This window comes from Blautia ammoniilytica, from assembly GCF_025566965.1.
Taxonomy (GTDB): Bacteria; Bacillota; Clostridia; order Lachnospirales; family Lachnospiraceae; genus Blautia_A; species Blautia_A ammoniilytica.
Genome location: NZ_JAOQJL010000022.1, coordinates 18,305 through 39,756 on the forward strand (window position 1 = coordinate 18,305; position 21,452 = coordinate 39,756).

Consider the following 21,452-nt stretch of genomic DNA (forward strand, 5'->3'; position numbering starts at 1 on the left):
TGAAAAATATAACAAAAACAGATCGAGAATATTATGCTGAACTGTGCGAAAACACAAAATATAAAGTTCATGCAAAAAACTATACAGGTAAAAATATACAAGTAAAATAAAAAACTACCTTGCATAATAGGAAAAAATATGATATCCTTATGCTAAATTGGGAAAGAAGTTGAACCTGTTGGATTTGACAGTGCTTTTCAGGGGTGTTTGGCATATGGATCCGGCAGGGAGAAGGTATTTTAAAGGGTGCATATATGGTACAGGGAATACGTTTCCTAAGGCTGAGATAGGTGACGCATGACAGCAGTATCATTTGCAAAATATTATATAATGGGGGTGGAACTAATGAATAGTTCACTTATCTGGTACGCAGTATTGGTTGTAGTAGTTGCTGCGTTCGTCTTTGTATTCTTCAATTACGTGAAGGTTAAGAAGCTTGAAGAAGGAACAGACGAGATGGTAGAGATGGCCGGGATCATCCGCAGTGGAGCCGGTACATTTCTGAAAGCGGAGTTTAAGGTGATCGCCATTATCGGGATCATTATTGCTCTGGTATTTAGTTTATTTGTAGAAGCAACAAGTGGTATTACTTTTCTTATGGGTGGTCTGATGAGCAGTCTTGTCTGCATCATTGGTATGAAGAGTGCCACTTATGCAAATGTGCGTACTGCAAATAAAGCACGCGAGTCACTTTCCATCGGTGAGACCGTAAAGGTTGCACTTTGTGGTGGAAGTGTGAGTGGTATCGCAGTTCAGGCTTTTGGTATGTTCGGCCTTCTCCTGGTGCTGATCATCTGGGGGATTGATGCAGATGCTACCGGTCATGGACTTATTGCGAACATGAACTGTAATCCTTCTATTATGAGAGTTACAACATATTCTCTGGGATGCTCCATTGTTGCCATGTTTAACAGGGTTGCAGGCGGTAACTATACCAAGGCTGCAGATATTTCTTCTGATATCCTTGCTAAGATCCGTCATGACATGCCTGAAGATGACAGCCGTGTACCCAACGTAATCGCAGACTTTATTGGTGACAATGTTAATGATATTGCAGGTAACTGCTCTGACCTTCTGGAGAGTTTTGTAGCTACTATCGCTGCCTCCATTATGATTGCTGTCACTCTGTTTGTAAATGATATTGTAACCATTCCGGAAGAAACATTCACACGGATGATTCTTTTCCCAGTGATCCTTGCAGGAGTGGGACTGATCGGATGTCTGATCGGACTTACCTATGCCTCTGTTCGTAAGATGGGTAATGATCCATCAAGAGAGCTGAATCTTGCAACATGGATTTCTGCGGGACTTACGGTTATTCTCAGCCTGATCGCATCTTATGTATTATTTGGAAATGTTGAACTGTATTCTGAAATGAAAGCCGGATGGGCTTCTCCGTGGATCTCCAGTATCCTGGGCATCATCAGTGGTATTGCCATTGGAAGTATTACAGAGTACTATACAAGTGACAAATACAAACCAACCCAGGAACTTGCCAAGATGGCTACAGAGGGCGAGGCATTTGTTATCACCAAAGGTGATGCGATTGGTTCCCGTTCTGCACTGTTCCCAATTCTGATCATTGGTGTTGCATTGTTTGTCTCAGGTAAGATCAGCGGTACATATGGTATTGCTATTTCTGCACTTGGTATGCTTTCTTTCGTAGGTGCTACTGTTTCTATTGATGCATTTGGTCCTATCGCAGATAATGCAGGCGGGCTGGCAGAGTCCTGCCACCTGGAGCATAAGGTCAGGGTGATTACAGATAAGCTTGATTCTGTAGGTAATACTACAGCAGCTATCGGTAAAGGTTTCGCTATCGGTTCTGCTGCATTTGCAACTGTTTCCCTGATCGTTGCCTATGTTGGTAATTATACTGCAAATGGGGAGGAGCCGGTTCTGAATATCGCTTCCTTTATCGTTGTTGCAGGTGGATTGATCGGTGGTGCACTGATCGAGTATTTCTCAGCTATGCTTACTGACAATACCATCGAATCTGCTAAGCTGATGGCAGATGAGGGTGACAAGATGCTGTCTATTCCTGGCGTATTGGAAGGCAAAGTAAAACCGGATTACAACAAGCTGATTAGTATGGCTGCTAACCAGGCTTTGAAGAAAATGGTAGTGCCATCTATTATGGCTCTTTGCATTCCTGTGATCGGTGGATTTGTTTTCGGTGTACAGTTTGTTGGCGGTATTCTGGTAGGTGCAACTATCGTTGCTATTCCAAGAGCACTGTTTATGGGTAATTCCGGTGGTGCATTTGATAATGCTAAGAAGTATATTGAGAGTGAAGCTCTGCCGGGCCACGGCAAAGGTTCTGCAGCGCATAAGGCAGCTGTTACTGGTGATACAGTTGGTGATACAAGAAAGGACGTTGTAGGTGTTGCTCTGGATATCTTTATTAAGAGTATGTCTACAGTAGCCAATACACTTGCTTCCCTGTTTTCAACCATTACTTTGATCCGCTAAAAGAAAAGAATAGGTGCAGGGGTATCCCTGAAGAAGAGGCCTTCATCCGTCTGGGTGGAGGCCTTTTTGAGGGTGGGGAAATACTGGAAAATAATAATTGACAAATTGAGTATGCTGCTTTTGCAGGTTGAAGAAAAGATATGTTTATATATCAGGGCTTCGTTTTCGGATTTCTCCCGTGATATATAACCAAGATCTTTTCTGCCCTGCAACGAACGATACTCTTTTGTCAGTTGTTGTTTTCCTACTCTTTTTTGGAGACCAATCTCTATAAGCGAAATAAATTGACATTATTTGCAGGTTAGCTTACAATTCATAGTGAATTAGTGGATGAAAATCATGTTTTTTAGAAGAAAAGTAATTTGAGATATGGAATCCCAATCAATTAGGCAGGTGGACGTTGTAGAAAAGCCTAAAAATTTCAAAATCTATAGCGGTAAATACATCAAGAAGCCGCATAAGGAAATTAATGATCAGTGAGTAAAAATAAGGTGGTAAACGATGATTACAGGTGCAATTAAAAACAAGGTGGATAAGATTTGGACAGATATTTGGGCGGGAGGTATTACCAATCCATTGACTGTTATTGAATAGTTGACATACCTGATGTTTATCTGTTCTTTGGTGATGAAGACAATTAAGGATGTAAAAGATAATGCGGTAAGCATAGCAGGGTAAAACTTGAAAAAGAGAATTTTAAAAAGTATGCTGAATGAATAAGTTGTGATGCCGCATAGAAAGGAGCATGAAAGAATGACACAGGAATCACAGACACCGCATAAGAGGCGGGTTCGATATAAAGGAAAATACCCAAGGAAATTTGAGGAGAAATATAAGGAGCTGCAGCCGGAAAAATATCAGGATACGGTTCAGCATGTGATCCAGAAAGGAAATACACCGGCAGGGATGCATATTTCTATTATGGTAAATGAGATTCTGGACTTTTTGCAGATCCAGCCCGGGCAGACTGGCTTTGATGCTACATTGGGATATGGAGGTCATACCAAGGCTATGCTTAAGTGCCTGAAAGGACAAGGCCATATTTATGCTACAGATGTAGATCATGAAGAGGCTGCAAAAACAAAAAAGAGACTGGAAGAGCAGGGATTTGGAGAAGATTTGCTTACAATACGTTTGCAGAATTTCTGTACGATCGATCAGATTGCAAAGGATGCTGGCGGTTTTGATTTTATTCTGGCTGACCTGGGTGTGTCTTCCATGCAGATCGATAATCCGAAAAGAGGTTTTTCTTTTAAAACAGATGGTCCGCTGGATCTGCGCCTGAACCAGGAAGCGGGGATCAGTGCAGCACAGCGACTGGATACAATTACAAAAGAAGAACTGGCTGGTATGCTTGAAGAAAATGCAGATGAACCATATTGTGAGGAAATCGCAAAGGCTATTACGGATGAGGTGAGAAAGGGAAATCATATAGATACTACTTTTAAGCTTCGACAGGTAATCGAGAAAACCTTGTCTTTTATTCCTGAGAAGGACAGAAAGGAAACAGTGAAGAAAACCTGTCAGAGGACCTTTCAGGCTTTAAGGATCGATGTTAATAATGAATTTGAAGTTTTATATGAGTTTATGGAAAAGCTTCCCGGTGCGTTAAAGCCAGGCGGAAGGGCTGCCATCCTTACATTCCATTCCGGAGAGGATAAGCTGGTGAAGAGGGCTTTGAAGGAGGGATACAAGGCTGGGATTTATGAGGATTATTCCAGGGATGTGGTGCGTCCATCTGCAAAAGAGTGTGCCGGGAATCCAAGAGCACATTCTACTAAAATGCGCTGGGCGGTGAAGCGGTAGTTTTGGCTTTGCCAAGAAAAAATCAGCCTGAGAAGATATCAGCCTGAGAAGATATAAGCCTAAGAAGAAATAAGTCAGGAAAGTAATTGGCCTTGTATGGAAGAAATGATTGTTGATTTTCCTGGATTATAGGGTATAATAGACACAGGGTCTTTTTGAAAAGACACAGTAACTGCCGGGAAGTAAGACAGTTACAAGACACCAACATATCCGTGTAAAACGGGCCAAAGGAGGATATTATGAAGAAACGTATTGCTGTACTGTTAGCACTTTCATTAACAGCTGCACTGCCGTGTACAGTTATGGCTGAGGACACAGCTGAGGAGGCAACAGAAGCACAGGAGACTGATGCAGATGCACAGGATGAAGCTGCAGAGGAGAAATCTGAAGGCGTAATGACTTATCAGGAGTACATGGATGCTGACCTGGATTCAGAGGTTACTGTAGAGACTTATGTTCAGGCAAAGCAGAGCTGGTGGGAAGATAAGGCAACCGTTTATACACAGGACAAAGACGGTGCTTACTTTGTTTACAATATGGCCTGCTCTGAAGAAGATTATGATAAGCTGGTTCCTGGAACAAAGATTAAGGTTACAGGATATAAGGCTGAGTGGTCAGGAGAAGTGGAGATCACAGATGCGACCTTTGAGATCGAGGATGGAGAATATGTGGCAGAAGCTCTTGATGTTACAGATCTTCTTGGAAAAGATGAGCTGATCGACCATCAGAATGAGTATGTATCTTTTAAAGGCATGACAGTAGAGGCTTCTCAGCTTGATGGTGAGGATGTGGCTTTCCTTTACAACTATGATGGATCCGGAAGCCAGGGTGATGACCTGTATTTTAATGTTTCTTACAATGGAGAGACATATACATTTACTGTCGAGTCTTATCTTTGCGACAAGGATTCTGATGTATACAAGGCAGTTGAGGGTCTGAAGATCGGTGACAAGATCGATATGGAAGGCTTCCTGTACTGGTATGAGGGTGTGAATCCACACATCATCTCTGTTACACCTGCAGAATAATTGAGGCGGATGATCTCGCTTATCAGGTGATAGCAGAAGGATAAAAAGATATATCAGCTGGGAGATGACTCCCACCTCTATAGGTGGTGAGCAACAAGCTGGTATCAGTGATGGGAGTCAATCCCCCAGCTGATATAGCCTCCGGCAGGATTGCAGAGGTGCGCAGGAGAAGTATGTCATGCAATTGCATGACGCGCACCTCGCAGCAAGAATGCCGAGGCATTCTTGAATTGTAAAAAGAATCTAACAAACAAGAATTAAGATAATAATAAGAATAGAAATCCCGCAGCTGTGGCAGTTATGTCAGGCTGCGGGATTTTTGTCATTCAGAAAAGGTGCAGGCAGGCTGCTAACGCTGTCTGGCATATGAAATCCCTGTAGGGATTACTTGCTTTTGCAAAAATGGCGGAGCAGCAGATATATAAGAATCAGGATCCAGGCGGCTGCCAGGGAACCAAGAAGCAGCATGGCGGTGCCAGGCAGTGGTCCCAGATCTTTTTTACCTCCGGAAGCGCTATCTGCCTGGTCCAGATGATACAGGGAAGAAACGTCACTGTACAGCTTCTTTATGAAATCATCATTGACTTCCTGCTTCCTGCGGACAGATTTGGTAACAGTTTCGATCAGCTGTCCTGCAGCATCTCTAAGAGAAGCAGAGCCGTTAAATACCGGGGTGATAAAGGTATTAGCCATGTTGTCAAGAAGCAGCCTGGAGGCCTGGATCTTAATGTTATAGTGGGCGTTATTATCCTCACCAGCTTTGGACAGATAATCCTGGTATTGGTCACTGTTCTGGGCTTTGGATGTAACCGGAACATAACCTTCTGTTTCAGAATAGGCAGTTTGCACATCATTGGTCAGAAGATATTGGGTGAACAGCCAGGAAGCCAGTACCTCCTGGGGATCTTTTTTGTTAAAGATACATACCGAAGGCCCCTGGGAGATCATGGAAGGATGATCAGGGTCAAACTGTGGAATGGTCATCACTTCTGTGTCAAAGTCTACCAGTGCACTGTCGCTGATATCACACAATGGAGCATTGGTACCCATCCAGGTAGAGCCTGCAGTGGAATCCACAGCAAAAATACACTGGCCTGCATTCAGGAAATTGGCTGGGTAGCTGGAAATCTTAAATGTGGAGAAAGCACCTGTTTTGGCATGGGCTGCTATAGTATTTAACAGTTCTTTGGTTGTGTCGTTAAACAGATCGATCTCACCATCAGAAGTGGAATATCCTGCCCCTTTTTGCTTCAGCATCTGGATCATCATATTATCCGTAGACTTGTATATGAAAGGAATCATCACATCCTGTCCGTTGATCAGAAACTTTCCGTCTGAATCCTTTTTCATAGCTGCTTCGGACACTTCCCATACAAAATCCCAGGTCAGAGTTTCGGGAAGAGTATAGCCAAGGGCTTCCACATAGGTCTTATTTACATAGCAGGCTTCAGTGGAGCGCATAAAAGGCAGTGCATAATAATGGCCGTCAAAAGAGCATTCATCCAGGAATTTTGGGATGATCTCATCACTGGATGGAGAATCAAAGGTCAGTTCGCTGCCGCCCAGGCCGTAATTTTGATCTGCGATCAGGTCATCCAGAGGTACTACTGTACCTTGTCCGGTGAGATAAGTGGCAATATGGTCAGGGTAAGTGATACATACATCCGGGGTAGTGTCTGTGGCAATATTGGTGATCACATCATTGTAGATTTTGCCGTAATCTGTATACAGACGGATGTTTACAGTAATATTGGGATACAGCTCCTGAAAATCAGAGATGGCTTTTTTATAAATATCGGTCTGGGTTTTGTTGGTATCATTTTTGGCCCAGAACGTGATCTCATAATCCTTGGAGGTATCAAAGGCTTCCGGTACAGAGAAGGAAGTTTGTTCTTTGGAGCCGTGGCAGCCTGCAAAAAGAGGCAGACAGGCTGTCAGTGTAAGAAGAAGCAGGGGCTTTGTATGTAATTTCATCCTTTGATTCCTCCTTTCGATACACCGGACATGATCTTTTTGCGGAATACAAGGAATAAAAGGATCAAGGGCAGGGAAATGACCACAACCGCCGCCATCATGGCTGGGATATTTTCGCGGCCAAAGCCGTTTTCGCGGATTTCCTGGATCCCGTTGGAAACAAGATAGTAATCCGGATTATCTGTGATCAGTCTGGGCCATACATAGGAATTCCAGCACTCGATCACTTTCAGTACCCCAATGGTAACCATAGTAGGCTTGCAGATGGGGATCATGACTTTGCAAAGATATTTCAGATCTGATGTACCATCCACCTTGGCTGCCCTGTACAGCTCGTCTGGAACCTGCTGGAAATTTTCTTTCAGCAGATAAATATAGAATACCGATGTGATAGAGGGCAGGATCAGTCCGGCAAAGGTATTACGCATATCCAGGTTTGTGATCGTAACAAAGTTGGTGATGATCACAAGTTCATTGGGAATCATCATCAGGGAAAGAAACAGGGTGAACATCAGGTTTTTGCCTGGAAAGGACAGTCTGGCAAAAGCAAAGGCCGCCAATGTGATCACGATCATCATGATCCCTGTGGTTACAATTGTGAAAAACAGGGTGTTTCCCAGATACCGTGCCAGTGGAACTGAGGTAAATGCATCTTTATAGTTCTGAAGGGTAGGCGACAGAGTAAAGAAAGCGGGAATATGCTCACTGTTATAGGAATTATAATTTTTTACTGAAGTTAGAAGCATCCAGTAAAATGGAAAAAGTACGATCAGTCCCCAGATGCTAAGCAGTGTATACAGGCATATCTGGCTGAATCTACGTCTGCGCCTGGCAGAAGCTTTGATTTTTATGTAGTCAATCTGATTTTTCATGGTTATATCCTCTTTTTGCTGGAACTTACAAGCAGGTTGATGCAGGTGATGGTGAGCACGATCACAAAAAGGATGATGGCTGCGGCTGAAGCATAGGATGGATAACCGCCTCCATTGCCATATAGCATGTCATAAACATATCCTACAATGGTATTCATACCTGCTGCGTTCAGATCCGTACCAAACAAGGCAACTGCATCGCTATAGGCCTTAAAAGCACCGATAAATCCGGTGATCACCAGATAAAACACCGTAGGTGAGATCATGGGAAGGGTGATCCTTATAAAAGTACGGAATCTGGAAGTGCCGTCTACCCGGGCTGCATTATAGTAGTTTTTGTCTACAGAAGCCAAGGCGCCTGTCAGGATCAGGACCTTAAAAGGCATAACAACCCAAATGGTGTAAAAGCACAGCACAAACATTTTTGCCCAATAAGGGCCGTCAATGAAATCCACAGGCCCTTTGCCGAACCAGGCCAGCATCAGGTTGATCAGGCCGTCTGTGTAGGCTGTTTTTTTGAAAAGGATCATAAATACAAGTCCCACTGCCAGAGTGTTGGTCACATAAGGCAGGAAATAAACGGTTTGGAACAGGTTTTTCAGTGCCTTGATACTGCTTACTGCCATGGAGATCAGCAGTGACAAAAGTGTGGACAAAGGTACGGTGATGATCACAAGGATAAAGGTGTTTTTCACTGCCTGCAAAAAATAGGTGTCGTGAAGCACGTAGGAATAATTATATAAGCCTGTGCCATAATAGGTCTGGGAGGCAGAGTTATAACCCTCTTCAAAGGAGTAAATAAATACATCGATGAGAGGATATACCATAAAAACGCCAAGGAATAATATGGCAGGCAGAAGGTACAGCCAGCCTTTATAATTTCTTTTTTTCATAGCTGCCTCCTGTCATGCCAGATCTGCAGGGATCCGCGCGTCGGTCGCCCGGTCAAACAGAAAGACCTTGCCTGGTTTTAATGCAAAATGAACCACAGAAGAAGAAAGATCCACCTTGTTTTCTGCACTGATAATGGATCGGATGGCCTGATTTTCGCAGGCCGGATGTGTGGATACCACACTGATATCCCTGCCCATCACTTCTATTCCCGAAAGCTGGCAGGAGAGAGGTCCATCCTCCCTGAGGATAAATCCTTCCGGCCGGATCCCTATATATAGCTCCTGATCCGGCAGATTCTTTGCAGAAAGGATTTTTTGATCGTTCAGATAAATGCCTCCGTCTTTGCTGAAGCCTTTAAATACATTGATCTGAGGAGTTCCGAGAAATCTGGCAACAAAAAGATTGCAGGGGTCATCGTATACCTGCTGAGGCTTGCCGGTCTGCTGCACAAGGCCATCTTTCATTACTACGATACAGTCAGAAATACTCATGGCTTCTTCCTGATCATGGGTAACGAAAACAGTGGTGATCTTTGTAGCCTTCTGGATCTTGCGGATCTCTTCTCTTGTCTGGAGACGGAGACGGGCATCAAGGTTGGAAAGGGGCTCATCTAGAAGAAGGACATGAGGCATTTTTACAAGTGCCCGGGCAATGGCAACCCTTTGCTGCTGCCCACCGGACAGCTCTCCTGGCTTACGGTCCATCAATTCCTGGATCTGTACCAGACGTGCAGCTTCCTGGGCACGATTTAACATTTCCTGCTTGGACAGCTTGTTTTTTCCTTTCAGATTCTGAAGGGGAAAGAGAATATTCTGCAGTACGGTAAGATGTGGGTAAAGGGCATAGTTCTGAAAGACCATGCCTACACCACGGTTTTCAGGAGGTAGGCTGGTCACATCCTGATCTCCGAAAAAAATCTGTCCTTCTGTAGGTGTTTCCAGTCCGCAGATCATATTCAGGGTAGTGCTTTTGCCGCAGCCGGAAGGTCCTAAAAGTCCGATCAGCTGTCCGTCCGGAATCTCAAAGCTGAAATGATCCACAGCAGTAACCGGAGTATGGACGCGGCGTGATCTGGAAGGAAAGGTTTTGGTAATGTTTTTTAAGATGATTTTCATATGGGAACTCTCCTGTAGAAAAATGTGGGTAACTGTCCGGATAATATTGTAAATGTACGGAACAGTTATAAATATGAAAAGAAAGGGAAGGTTGTGTGCATACAACATTCCCTTTTTTCAAATACCTGATATATGGATCTTTGCTGATATACAGATCACATTATCGGATAAAGTTGGTCATTATCTTCTTTTCTGTTTCCGGGTGGTGGATCCCTGCTTTTTTGCCTGCCTCAATACAATTTAAAAGCCAGGTCATATTCTGACCCAGATTACGCATGATCTGAAGACCTTCTGCATCTTTACGTACTTCATCCGGGGTATTGCCGTGAACCATAGGCCAATAATTGGAAGAAACCACTGGCATTTGGTGATAGGAGAAATATTTCAGCAGTACGTCCAGGGTAGCGGTGGTGCCGGCTCTTCTGGCAGATGCAACAGCTGCAGCAGGCTTGAACAGCAGATCTTTGCCTGCAAGGGAGCAAAGCTTATCCATAAACTGGATGATCTGTCCGCTTGGGGAAGCCCAATATACTGGGGAGCCAACTACAAGTCCATCGGATTCTTTTAATTTCTGAGCAGCAGCTTTTACGTTTTCCTGGGAAGGATCTCCAGCCTGGAAAATCTCTGTTTCAATGCCATTTGCATTTAAAACGCCGGCTACTTCACAAAGTGCGGTGTAAGTACAGCCTTCTTTTCTTGGACTGCCATTTAAAAGTAAAACTTTCATTTGTGATACATCCTTTCTTACATATAGTAGCAAAATATTTATAGTCTCTGTTCTTAACTGAAAATAGCACCTGCAGCACCAAACAGACCGGCACTGGCAGCACCCATGATCACACTTGCAATCAATACACCCAGCATAACTGCCAGAACACTGGATTTAAAATCCATGTCAAGAAGACTGGCTGCAAGGGTACCGGTCCATGCACCTGTACCAGGAAGTGGGATGCCTACGAAAAGCATAAGCGCAATAAAAAGTCCTCTTCCAGCTTTTTCCTGAAGCTTTTTCCCGCCTTTTTCACCTTTTTCAAGGCAAAAAGTGAAAAACTTACCGATCACTGGTTTATCCTTTCCCCAGATCAGGATCTTACGGGCAAACAGATAAATAAATGGCACAGGAAGCATGTTCCCGATAATTGCAATGATGTAGGATGGCACAAGAGGAAGACCAAATCCAACAGCATAAGGAATGGCACCTCGAAGCTCGATCAGGGGAAGCATGGAAATCAGAAACACAATAAGATAATTTTTCATGGAAATCTCCTTTTCATAATATTTTCTGCCAAAGATCTGTGTGGCAGCAGTCTTTTCCTTTATGATTATCTGACCGCTATTATACGCCAGGGACAGTGAATTTTCAAGTGAAAAGGGGCAGGATCAGCCTTATGTGTCTGCGAATACAAGGCGAAGTGCCTTTGCCATTTCTTCAGGAGATTCTCTGGCACCACCCAAAGACCAGTGGATGTAGGAATTGTAAAGTGCACCGCTGAAAGCATGAAGTCTGTAAATATGGTCCAGGCTGTCATCCTCTTTCTTCCAGCGATACATTACATATTGATCAATGGCATTCAGGAAAAGGTGACCATATCCGCATTTGAAAAGATTGTCCAGAAATTCATGGTGTTTTTTAACGTAGGTAAAATAATGGGTCAGATTGGATGCATCATAGTAATTTCCCTTAATGGGAAGGGCTTGGATATCTTTATCATAGAAGATCAGGGCATCCTCCAGGTAGGCTTCAAAAATATCTTCCTTGGAAGAGTAATTCCGGTAATAGGTCATTCTGGAAACACCAGCTTTCTTGGTAAGTTCGGAAACCGTGATGGAAGAAAAACTCTTTTCTTTCAGAAGTTGACTAAGGGCAGCTGCAATACACTTCCGCGCTAATAAGTTGGATGGGTTCTTTTTATGGATGTTCATGAACAAATCTCCTTACATTGTCACAGTTTGAAAAAAAGAATTGAATCTTTATTTGGAAAGTGTTACAATTCGTCACATGTGATTATTGTAATCAAAAGCCAGCACCGAAGGTGTTTTGGAATGCATTTTCCTGATAGATAATTGCAAGGTACTGAACAGTTAGGATTATTTTGATTATATCGAAAGCAGGAAAATTTGCAAGATGTTAGATGAGAAGTTAAACCTATGATAACTTACTCCTTAGAGAAGAGTAATCTTCCTGGTGGAGAGAGCAGAAGGGTTTTGGAAGGGAGCTTAAGGTATGAAAACTGCCGTAATGACAGACAGTAACAGCGGTATCACTAAAGAAGAAGCAGACAGGCTGGGGATATTTTTACTTCCTATGCCGGTGATCATTAACGAACAAACATATTATGAAGGAATCAATCTGGAGCAACGCTTTTTTTATGAAAGTCTTATAGAAGGTCATGATGTATCTACATCCCAGCCTTCCCCTGGTGATGTGATGGATATGTGGAAGCAAATCCTGTCTAAGGGTTATGATGAGATCATCCATATTCCCATGTCCAGTGGTTTAAGCAGTTCCTGTGCTACTGCCATTGGACTTGCAGAGGATTTCCAGGGAAAGGTACAGGTAGCAGATAACCATCGTATTTCTGTTACTATGCGTATTGCTGTAATGGAAGCACTGCATATGGCAAACGAGGGCAGATCTGCCAGAGAGATCCGTGAGGATCTGGAAAAAAGAGCCTATGATTCCAGCATTTTTCTTGCAGTTGATGATCTGAAATATCTGAAAAAGGGAGGCAGGATCACGCCTGCAGCTGCCGCTCTTGGTACTGTGTTTCATATCAAGCCGGTACTTACGATCCAGGGAGAGAAGCTGGATGCTTTTGCCAAAACACGAGGCATGAAGAAGGCAAAAGCCATCATGCTGAAGGCACTGAAAGAGGATCTGGAAAAACGTTTTCCAGGGATCGATTCTAAATATGTAAGGATCGGGGCAGCAGGGTCAGGTCTGAGTCTGGAAGAGTCCAGAGAATGGCAGGCTATGCTCCAGGAGATGTTCCCTGAGGTACAGGTTTATTACGATCATTTGTCCTTCAGTGTAGGTAGCCACACCGGCCCGGGAGTATACGGTATGGGATTCAGCATTGTACAGGATCCATCCATTAGTTAAAATGTGCACAGTACGGAACAATCCGTGTAATTACTTACATTTTTAAATGACCGTAAATTTATATATAAAATTTGGTTTTATGACTTGATTTTTGGTTAGAAGTTGCTATCATATGATATGAATATATATGTTTTCAGTGCCTACGCAGATTAACTGTGAAGGGTAAAAGAGAATCAGGTGGAAATCCTGAGCGATCCGGTCACTGTAAGCAGGGAGCAATGCCAGTAAATCCATTGGACGACAGTCTGAGAAGGGGGCAAAGCGATGAACTGTAAGCCAGGAAACCTGCTGGAAATATCCGATGAAAAACTTCCGATGAAAGCACTTTCACTCAAATAATCAGATCAAAAGGTGGCAGGGGGATTTTTATGCGCCCTGGTACAAGTATTTTTGTATTGCAATAAATCCCCTATTGCAGCTTAAATACCACAGAGAAAGATTAAGGATTGAAGGAAGTCTGTTTTCAAATGAAAGCAGGCTTTTTTGTGTGTAAGAGGAGATTACTTTGTAATGTTCCTATTTCACTAAAATTCCACGCAAAGCACAGAAACGTGTATATCCGATGTAAGCGGACTCCTGCCTCTACAAGCAGCGAGTACCTAATTTTATCAAAGGAGGAAGTAGCAATGAGGAAAAAGTCAAATGCTCTTTTAGCACTTTTGCTAACAGGAGCAATGACCGTAACATCTGTATCTCCTGCATTTGCAGCAGAGGATTTTTCAGCAGATGCAGAGGTACAGGCTGTTCAGGATGTGACCGAGGAGGAATCTGACGCTGATGTATCCGATGTGCAGGACCAGGCTGATCTGGGAGAAGCAGAGGATGTGGAGGATGTATTTACCAGCGGTGAATAACCTTCTGATCCGGATACCGGGGATGCGTCTTTCGAGTTGACAGATGGTAATACAGAGGAATATGTACAGGATGACCTTCTGCTGGCTGCCAGTTCTGCAGAAAAATATCAGGACGGAACCTATACTCCAGAATCCTTTACTTTCCAAGGCGGTTCAGGAAAAGTTACGATTACCTGCCCGAAGGTGACCATTACAAGAGGAAAAGTAACTGCAACAGTGGTTTTTTCCAGCAGCAGCTATAATAAACTGGTTGTAGATGGAGATGAGTATCTGCCGGTTTCAGGTACAGAATATACAGGATCTGTTTTTCAGGTTCCTGCTGTTCTCAACCAGGATATGGAGATCACAGGAACTACTGTGGCAATGACAGCTGCTCATGATATTACTTATACCATTCATATTAAGCTGAATGTGCCTATGGTAACGCCAGCTCCGGACAGACTGGAGGATGGTACCTACCAGGCAGCTGTAAAGGCAGATAGCGGATTTCCGGCAGAAGCCTGCACCCTGCTTGTAAAGGATGGAGAGATTGATGCAGTTGTCACACTGAAAAACGGGGATTATGACAGACTGTATGTGGGGGATGCACTGGATGCAGTCAATGAAAAGGATGATAAGCTGATCGCTTACAGACCATCGGAGGATGGTACAAAGCATATTTTCTGGCCGTTGGCTGTAGATAAGCTGGATACCTTATTCCAGGTGGCAGCCCGAAAAACAGATAAAACCTGGACAGACCATTATGTGAAGATCCTTTCTTCTTCAGTAACCAAGGTAAGCGATGAAGTTCAGGCACCGAATCAGGCTGCTGAGGCTGCAAAATTCCTTTACAGGAATTATGTGGATGATGTGATTTCCACAACAGACGGTGTTACAAAAGACGGAAGCACCTATCATGTTGCATATTACAACAGCTACAAGAGTGCTGTTTCTGGCATCAGCCTGAAAAGACCAAGTGTAAAAGAGTATAAGAGCGGATGGTTCTTCTCAGACTGGAGCATTTTTAAGTCTACTGTTAAACAGCAGCCTGCAAAATCCCAGACGTATAGTCTGGATACATCAAAGAGAACCCAGGAGCAGCAGGTAACTGCCACACTGAAGCTGTATGATCCTTCAGTGGAGGATGCAGCCATTAATGATAACAGTGCACATCCTCTGGCTGAGTACAAATACGAGCTTGTGCTTGCAGCAAAACCAGATACCTGTCAGGTGACTTTCCGCGCAGTAAACAGTAAGACTGGTGAGGTGATTCCGGAAGCACAGATCACAGTCACAAACAATACCACAAAGGAAGAAGTGACAGGTACAGAAGGCATCTATCAGCTGAAATCCGGACAGAAATATACTGTTCAGGCACAAAGCGAAGGGTATATTGCAGAAGGCACAAAGGGGGATGCTGTTGCAAAGCAGACTTCCTTTACTGCTGCCTTTGATGAAACTGTTGATCTTTCCCTGACTGCAGAGGCGAACAGCAGGCATAAGGTTACCTTTAAGATTGTAGATGCAGAAGGCAAGAAAGTTCCGGAGGCAGTGCTTACCGTAACAGGTGAAACTCCTGCTGAGGATGGAAGCTATACCTTATGGGATAACTATACTTATTTTTATAGAGTAACTGCAGAAGGCTATCAGGTGGTAAGATCAAAATTCATCAAGCCTTTGGAAGATCAGGAGGTTGTTGTAACCCTTACAGCATTGAAAAATTACCAGGCTTCGATTAAGATCCGGGCAAAATCCGGACATTTGGAAGTTGTGAATCCAAAGGTTCTGTCTGTTACTTATAAGAAAAACGGAGAAACATTTACTGTGGAGCCATCAGAGGATGGTACCTACCCGATGGTGGAAACAGTGGCATATACTTATACATTTGCCGCTGATAACTATCAGAGTGCAACCGCAAACTGGACTGCAACCGGAACAGAAGGCCCAGTGGAACTGGAAGGTGTGTTAAGCAAGGAAACTGCAAAAGCCCTTCTTGAGGATGCCATTGCAACTGCAAAGGAGCTTTCTGATGAAATGACAGAAGGGGATGGTGCCGGACAGTGGGCAGCAGGAAGTAAAGAAACACTGGATGAAGCTATTCAAGCGGCTGAAGAAGTATATACAAAGGAAGATGCAGCAGACGATGATTATGAAAATGCAAAGGATGCTCTTCAGTCGGTTGTATCAGGCCTTAGCCAGAATGAAAATGCAGAGAGCATAAATATTACAGTTTTTGTAAATAAGAATCCAGGGGAAGCACCTGTAAAAATGGCTATGAACGTAACAGCTGATGATGCTGCTAAGGTGACGCCTACCGACTCCAAAAAAAAAGACAATTACAACAAGTCAAGTGACATGGAAAAGCGTGCAACCGTGATTGACGCACTGGTAGATCTGCATAAGGAACTGTTCGGAGAGGAATATATTGCAAATCCAACCCAATATCTGATGTGCGGAAGAAGAGGCGCCGGTACAGGCTTCCTTCTTGGCCAGAAGAGCTTCAAAAACTTTGTTGGATTCCGTGTAAATGGAAAATATGTGGAAAGTGATCCAAGAATGTGCAGGCTGAAAGAAGGAGATGTGCTTTCCGTTTTTTCAGCAACAACGGTGGCAAATCCGGCATACCTGCAGTTTGAACAGCAGGAGACCACGGTAAACCAGAATGAGGAATTTACTCTTACTCTTACCGGCGATTCCTATTACATGGATGAAGATATCAACAGAACAGTAGGTAAGAATGAATTTACACCTGCAGAAGGGTATGATATCACACTTGCAAATGCTGAAACAGGCGAAGAAGTAACAGGTGAAGCAAAAACAGATGCACAGGGTAAGGTAAGCTTTAAGATCGGTACACCTGGTACCTATGTGGTAAAAACAGTTACAAATGAAAATGTGGAAAGCATTGTACTGCCTTATGCACAGATCCAGGTTAAGGAAAAAGCACCGGTAATTCTGGAAAATGGTACCTACCTTGTAAAGGTGATCAATAACAACAAAATGTTTAATGTGATCAATAATAGCTGTGTCCTTAAAGTGGAAAACGGAAAGATGACAGCAGAGATTTCTCTTCACGGAAAAGGCTATGATTACATGTATGCAGGAATAAAAGAGGAGGCAGCGGCAGCTGGTGAGGCTGCATGGTCCCACTATTATGAAAAAGAAATTGCAGTGAATAACGGAGATAAGGTTGAAATGGGACCATGGTATACCTATTCTCTGGCTGTTTCAGCACTGGATCAGGAAATTGCTTTTTCTGTTCGTAATATCAGGGATGGTGTTTGGTTTGACCGTAGACTTACTTTCCTTACAGAAGGTATCCAGAAAATCAATACCCCACAGCCTACCCCAACTGTAACACCGACTCCAACGGTAGAGCCTACTGCTGCGCCACAGCCTACTGCAGTACCGCAGCCAACAGAGGCACCAAAGTCTGTAACTGTAGCAGCCAAGAAACTGACGGTCAATACATCCACCATGTATCTGAAAGTCAAGAAATCAGATACCATTGGCGTGATCGTTGCACCATCCAATACAACGGATAAGGTAACATATAAGTCTTCCAAAAAATCTGTTGCAACTGTTGATAAAAACGGAAAAGTAACCGCTAAAAAAGCAGGAAAAGCTGTGATCACAGTAAAAGCAGGAAAGCTTACCAAGAAGGTTACGGTTGTTGTTGGAAAATGTGCAAAGAAAGTTACAAAGCTGAAATTTGCAAAGAAATCAATGACTTTGAAAAAGGGCAGTATGCAGTTCCTGAAGGTAACTGTGAAACCAAAGAAAGCCACTACAAATCTGAAATGGAAGTCTTCTAATACCAAGGTTGTTACTGTTGATAAGAATGGAAAAGTAACTGCTAAAAAAGCAGGAACTGCCTGGATCACAGTCCGTGGCAATGGGAAGAAAGCATCTATTAAGATCAAAGTAAAATCAAAATAAAAGATCAAAGAAATCATCTGAAATAGTAAAAATCCCTGGAGCCGGATATATCCTATCGGTTCCAGGGTTTTTTGCATTCTAAAACATATTGCTGAGGAAGATCTCCACACCTATGGCGATCAGGATGATGCCGCCAAGTATCTCTGCTTTTCCGGCAAGCTTTGTACCGAATTTCTTACCAAGCTTCAGACCGCCCATACAGATCATGAATGTGACGGCAGCAATGATCAGGGAACAGACCAGTGCCATGACCCATCCATAATCGGAAATGGTAAAGCCAACAGAAAGTGCATCAATGGAAGTAGCTACACCTTGAACCAGCAAAGCCTTAAGGCCAACTCCGGTATGGGGATGCTCAGAATCATCTGGCCGTATACCACTGATCAGAAGCTGCCCTCCAATGATCACCAGAAGGATCAAAGCGATCCAGGGAATAAATTTACGGAAAGACTGGAAGTAATTGGCAATTGTGTGTACGCAGATCCATCCGGTCATAGGCATCAGGGCCTGAAAGCCTGCGAATACACCGGCTATGGTAAGCATTTTACCAGCTTTCATGTCCGGTTCTGCCAGACCATTGGCAAGGGAAACAGAAAAGGCATCCATGGCCAGTCCGACTCCCAGCAGTACGCTGTTAAAAACAAATAGTAAATTCCATTCCATATCAGTATCTCCTTTGTTTAATGATAGATTTATCCATAAAAAATCCCATATACAGTGCAAAAGTTGTATATGGGCAAAATAACACTCCCTCACAGGAATTAATTGTATCCATACCATAGCAAAAAAGATGAGAGCTGTCAATTATTTTTATCAATAAAGGACACGCCACGATATGAGCATAAAAATGGGATGTTAATCCCGCAATATGCGAATAGAGGGAAGGATTGTGGGAGTGCAAAGCACGGAACAATCCGTGTAATCATGATTTTGGCAAAAGAAGAAATGGATGTAGTTGACAAATGGTTTGATGGGACTTACACTAAAAACTGCAAATGATAAAAATTATCAAGTATGAAAAGAGGAAATGCAATATGACATTAAAGGACTTACCTATTGGAAAAACAGCTACTGTACAGTCCGTAGGAGGAGACGGGGTTTTACGACAGCATTTTCTGGATATGGGACTGATACCACAGGCTGACGTTACCATGGTGAAATATGCTCCCATGGGAGACCCTGTAGAACTAAGGATACATAGCTATGAATTAACCTTGCGCCTGGCAGATGCACAGAAGATCATTGTGGAAAATGTACGGGATGCAAAAGCTGCACCGCCTAATAAAAGAAAGGAAGCGATTCCGCACCCCGGACTTGGAGAAGGGGGAAAGTTCCACAGCAAAAAAGAAGAAACACCGCTTCCTGAAGGGGAGAAGCTGACCTTTGCCCTTGTGGGAAACCAGAACTGCGGAAAAACAACTTTATTTAATCAGCTGACAGGTTCTAATCAGCATGTGGGCAATTTCCCAGGGGTGACAGTTGACCGTAAGGATGGCGTGATCCGGGGAAATGAGAATACGCTTGTGACGGATCTTCCGGGAATTTATTCTATGTCACCTTATTCCAGTGAAGAGATCGTAACAAGAAATTTTGTGTTGGATGAGCATCCAAAAGGAATCATCAATATCGTAGATGCAACCAACATAGAGCGAAATCTTTATCTTACCATGCAGCTGATGGAGTTAAATATTCCTATGGTGCTTGCACTGAATATGATGGATGAAGTAAGGGAAAATGGAGGTTCCATACTTGTGAACCAGATGGAGGAAATGCTGGGGATCCCGGTAGTGCCCATCTCAGCGGCCAAGAATGAAGGAATCAATGAATTGATCAGCCATGCTATCCATGTGGCAAAGTATCAGGAACGGCCAAGACGGATGGATTTTTGTGATGCAAATGAAGATGGCGGTGCTGTACACAGATGCCTGCATTCAGTCATGCATCTGATCGAAGATCATGCGGAACGGACACAAATCCCCCTTCGTTTTGCAGCAAGCAAGCTGGCTGAGGGAGACCCGATCATACTGGAAAGACTGCAGCTTGACGAAAATGAAAAAGATGCTCTTGAGCATATTGTTTCACAGATGGAAAGTGAAAGAGGGCTGGACAGGGCAGCAGCGATCGCACATATGCGCTTTGACTTTATAGAAAATGTATGTGATGAGACGGTTGTAAGACCCAGGGAGAGTAAAGAGCACTTAAGAAGTGAAAAAATAGACAGGATACTTACCGGAAAATATACTGCACTTCCCTGCTTTGCCGGTATCATGGGGCTGGTGTTCTGGCTCACCTTTGGTGTGATCGGCAAAGGACTGTCCGATCTTCTGGATATGGGTATTACCAGTTTAACAACTATGGTAGATCATGGACTTGAGGCGTGGAATGTTAATAAGGTGCTTCATTCTTTGATCATTGACGGCATATTTAATGGTGTTGGAAGTGTTTTAAGCTTTCTTCCGATCATTGTCACTTTGTTTTTGTTTTTATCATTGCTGGAAGATAGCGGATATATGGCAAGGGTTGCTTTTGTTATGGATAAGCTTCTTCGTAAGATCGGGCTTTCCGGGCGAAGCATTGTGCCTATGCTGATCGGATTTGGATGTACGGTTCCAGGTGTAATGGCCAGCAGAACACTTCCCTCAGAACGAGACAGGAAGATGACCATATTGCTTACGCCTTTTATGAGTTGTTCTGCAAAGCTTCCGATTTATGCTTTTTTTGCAGCTGCTTTTTTCAAACAGTACGCCGCACTTGTAATGATCCTTTTGTATTTTGGGGGTATTTTTATAGGAATCATTATGGCACTGCTTTTTGGGAAAACCATGTTCAAAGGAGAAGCGGTTCCTTTTGTAATGGAACTTCCTAACTACCGGATGCCAGGAGCTAAGAATGTAGGCCATCTTCTTTGGGACAAAGCCAAGGATTTTCTTCAGAGAGCTTTCACAGTTATTTTTGTTGCAACCATTGTGATCTGGTTTTTACAGACCTTTGATCTGCACCTGAACCTGGTAACAGACTCCAGGAACAGTATTCTGGCTGTGGTTTCTGGCTATATTGCACCATTGTTTGCACCTCTCGGATTTGGGGACTGGAGGATTTCAACCGCATTGATCACAGGCTTTATGGCAAAGGAAAGTGTGGTATCTACGCTGTCTGTGCTGTTTGGTAAAACAGCATCCTTGGCTGAGATACTGAATCCGCTGGGAGCAGCCAGTCTGCTTGTTTTCTGCCTTTTGTATACGCCATGTGTGGCTGCCATAGCCTCTATTAAAAGGGAATTGGGAGCACGATGGGCATCAGGAGTTGTGGTTGGACAGTGTGTGATCGCATGGATTGTGGCTTTTGTTGTAAGAATGATTGGAATTGCCATTGGATTTTAAAAAAATGACTATTTTTCATTTTTTAACAAAATAATA

Annotated in this window: 15 protein-coding genes and 1 riboswitch; of the genes, 7 read left to right on the forward strand and 8 right to left on the reverse strand. The window is 43.4% G+C overall.

Annotation, left to right across the window (positions count from 1 at the left end; genetic code table 11):
* Positions 1 to 345 precede the first annotated feature (345 nt).
* The 3 genes from OCV61_RS11475 (at position 346) to OCV61_RS11485 (ending at position 5,306) form a co-directional block, all read left to right on the forward strand.
* On the forward strand, positions 346 to 2,472 hold the full coding sequence (locus tag OCV61_RS11475; RefSeq protein ID WP_173729056.1) for a sodium-translocating pyrophosphatase: 2,127 nt from the start codon (positions 346 to 348) through the stop codon (positions 2,470 to 2,472).
* A 753-nt stretch (positions 2,473 to 3,225) separates the two neighbouring features.
* On the forward strand, positions 3,226 to 4,278 hold the full coding sequence (rsmH, locus tag OCV61_RS11480) for a 16S rRNA (cytosine(1402)-N(4))-methyltransferase RsmH (RefSeq protein WP_158421950.1): 1,053 nt from the start codon (positions 3,226 to 3,228) through the stop codon (positions 4,276 to 4,278).
* A gap of 239 nt (positions 4,279 to 4,517) precedes the next feature.
* Positions 4,518 to 5,306 (forward strand): hypothetical protein, encoded by a 789-nt coding sequence (locus OCV61_RS11485; RefSeq protein WP_158421951.1) that lies wholly within the window; start codon positions 4,518 to 4,520, stop codon positions 5,304 to 5,306.
* A gap of 384 nt (positions 5,307 to 5,690) precedes the next feature.
* Here OCV61_RS11485 and OCV61_RS11490 read toward each other — a convergent pair whose 3' ends face one another.
* From OCV61_RS11490 to OCV61_RS11520, 7 genes are all read right to left on the reverse strand, one after another.
* A complete protein-coding gene (locus OCV61_RS11490) occupies positions 5,691 to 7,280 on the reverse strand; it encodes an ABC transporter substrate-binding protein (RefSeq protein ID WP_158421952.1) in 1,590 nt (529 codons plus the stop codon).
* Complete coding sequence (locus OCV61_RS11495; protein WP_158421953.1) at positions 7,277 to 8,152, reverse strand: carbohydrate ABC transporter permease; 876 nt, start codon at positions 8,150 to 8,152, stop codon at positions 7,277 to 7,279. Before OCV61_RS11495 ends, OCV61_RS11490 begins: the two co-directional genes overlap by 4 nt.
* 2 nt (positions 8,153 to 8,154) lie before the next feature.
* A complete protein-coding gene (locus OCV61_RS11500; protein WP_158421954.1) occupies positions 8,155 to 9,045 on the reverse strand; it encodes a carbohydrate ABC transporter permease in 891 nt (296 codons plus the stop codon).
* 12 nt (positions 9,046 to 9,057) lie between these two features.
* The gene (locus OCV61_RS11505; RefSeq protein WP_158421955.1) at positions 9,058 to 10,161 is read right to left on the reverse strand and encodes an ABC transporter ATP-binding protein; all 1,104 of its coding nucleotides are present in this window, start codon (positions 10,159 to 10,161) and stop codon (positions 9,058 to 9,060) included.
* A 160-nt stretch (positions 10,162 to 10,321) separates the two neighbouring features.
* Entirely contained in the window at positions 10,322 to 10,888 is a 567-nt protein-coding gene (locus OCV61_RS11510) for a flavodoxin family protein (protein ID WP_158421956.1), read from the reverse strand.
* Positions 10,889 to 10,941: 53 nt separating this feature from the next.
* Positions 10,942 to 11,418, reverse strand: coding sequence for a COG2426 family protein (locus tag OCV61_RS11515; protein ID WP_158421957.1), 477 nt, complete (start codon positions 11,416 to 11,418; stop codon positions 10,942 to 10,944).
* Positions 11,419 to 11,547: 129 nt separating this feature from the next.
* Complete coding sequence (locus tag OCV61_RS11520) at positions 11,548 to 12,084, reverse strand: TetR/AcrR family transcriptional regulator (RefSeq protein WP_158421958.1); 537 nt, start codon at positions 12,082 to 12,084, stop codon at positions 11,548 to 11,550.
* Between the two features lie 301 nt (positions 12,085 to 12,385).
* Here OCV61_RS11520 and OCV61_RS11525 point away from each other — a divergent pair, with 301 nt between their 5' ends.
* The 3 genes from OCV61_RS11525 to OCV61_RS11535 all read left to right on the forward strand — a co-directional run bounded on the left by OCV61_RS11525 (position 12,386) and on the right by OCV61_RS11535 (position 18,036).
* Positions 12,386 to 13,264: a DegV family protein gene (locus OCV61_RS11525; RefSeq protein WP_158421959.1), complete on the forward strand. Its 879-nt coding sequence runs from the start codon at positions 12,386 to 12,388 to the stop codon at positions 13,262 to 13,264.
* A gap of 117 nt (positions 13,265 to 13,381) precedes the next feature.
* Positions 13,382 to 13,571, forward strand: a riboswitch (cobalamin riboswitch).
* 319 nt (positions 13,572 to 13,890) lie between these two features.
* Positions 13,891 to 14,118: a hypothetical protein gene (locus OCV61_RS11530; RefSeq protein WP_158421960.1), complete on the forward strand. Its 228-nt coding sequence runs from the start codon at positions 13,891 to 13,893 to the stop codon at positions 14,116 to 14,118.
* 36 nt (positions 14,119 to 14,154) lie between these two features.
* Positions 14,155 to 18,036 (forward strand): Ig-like domain-containing protein, encoded by a 3,882-nt coding sequence (locus tag OCV61_RS11535; protein ID WP_158421961.1) that lies wholly within the window; start codon positions 14,155 to 14,157, stop codon positions 18,034 to 18,036.
* A gap of 78 nt (positions 18,037 to 18,114) precedes the next feature.
* On the opposite strand, the gene OCV61_RS11540 is transcribed toward OCV61_RS11535, so the two are convergent.
* A complete protein-coding gene (locus tag OCV61_RS11540) occupies positions 18,115 to 18,699 on the reverse strand; it encodes a manganese efflux pump MntP (protein WP_158421962.1) in 585 nt (194 codons plus the stop codon).
* Between the two features lie 371 nt (positions 18,700 to 19,070).
* Here OCV61_RS11540 and feoB point away from each other — a divergent pair, with 371 nt between their 5' ends.
* On the forward strand, positions 19,071 to 21,416 hold the full coding sequence (gene feoB / locus OCV61_RS11545; RefSeq protein ID WP_158421964.1) for a ferrous iron transport protein B: 2,346 nt from the start codon (positions 19,071 to 19,073) through the stop codon (positions 21,414 to 21,416).
* Positions 21,417 to 21,452: the final 36 nt, after the last annotated feature.